Annotated in this window: 1 protein-coding gene; it reads left to right on the forward strand. The window is 66.4% G+C overall.

From position 1 onward, the window contains the following. A partial coding sequence (locus QWI17_RS19385; RefSeq protein ID WP_302724181.1) for an efflux RND transporter permease subunit occupies window positions 1–321 on the forward strand: 321 nt, incomplete at both ends.

Below are 321 nucleotides of genomic sequence, written 5' to 3' on the forward strand. Positions count from 1 at the left end.
CATCCCACTGCTGTTCATGGGCGGGGTGGTTGGCCGGCTGTTCAAGGAATTCGCCCTGACCGCCACATCCACCATCCTGATTTCAGTGGTGGTGTCGCTGACCCTGGCGCCGACCTTGTGTGCGCTGTTCATGCACCGCCCACCTGGCGGGCACCAGGGCGGTTTCGGCGAACGCCTGGTCAACTGGTACGAGCGGGGCCTGAACCGTGCCCTCGCCCACCAGCGCGTGACGCTGGGCGTGTTCGCAGTGACCCTGGCGCTGGCGGTCGTGGGCTACGTGGCCATCCCCAAGGGCTTTTTCCCGCTGCAGGACACCGGCTT

Source organism: Gilvimarinus gilvus (genome assembly GCF_030518155.1).
GTDB classification, from domain to species: Bacteria; Pseudomonadota; Gammaproteobacteria; order Pseudomonadales; family Cellvibrionaceae; genus Gilvimarinus; species Gilvimarinus gilvus.